Genomic DNA, 263 nt, shown 5'->3' with positions numbered 1-263 from the left:
CTTAGTTTTTATATAGTAATCAAGATTAAATCAGGTACTTTTTCAATCCTTCCATAATTCCCTGCCACAGAGTATTGAAGAAACTTTTGTTGGAATCGCGTTTTACATCAACTTCTACATGGCTGGGCTCACCTTTGGAATCATTTTTAACAAAAATATTGGCAATAGCACTCAGAACCTTTTTCTCTTTCCCTGTATTTTTATTTAAAAAGTTAACCCGCATATCCGTGTAATTAAAATAAAAATTCCCGCCAATTTTGTTA

Annotated in this window: 1 pseudogene; it reads right to left on the bottom strand. The window is 32.3% G+C overall.

Features of this window, described 5'->3' with window-relative positions:
* Positions 1-25: 25 nt before the first annotated feature.
* Positions 26-263: pseudogene (locus SCA31_RS23925) on the bottom strand (hypothetical protein); the annotation flags it as partial.

Source organism: Chryseobacterium sp. SIMBA_028 (assembly GCF_046535285.1).
GTDB lineage: Bacteria > Bacteroidota > Bacteroidia > Flavobacteriales > Weeksellaceae > Chryseobacterium.
This window is presented reverse-complemented; position numbering and strand designations above follow the sequence as displayed.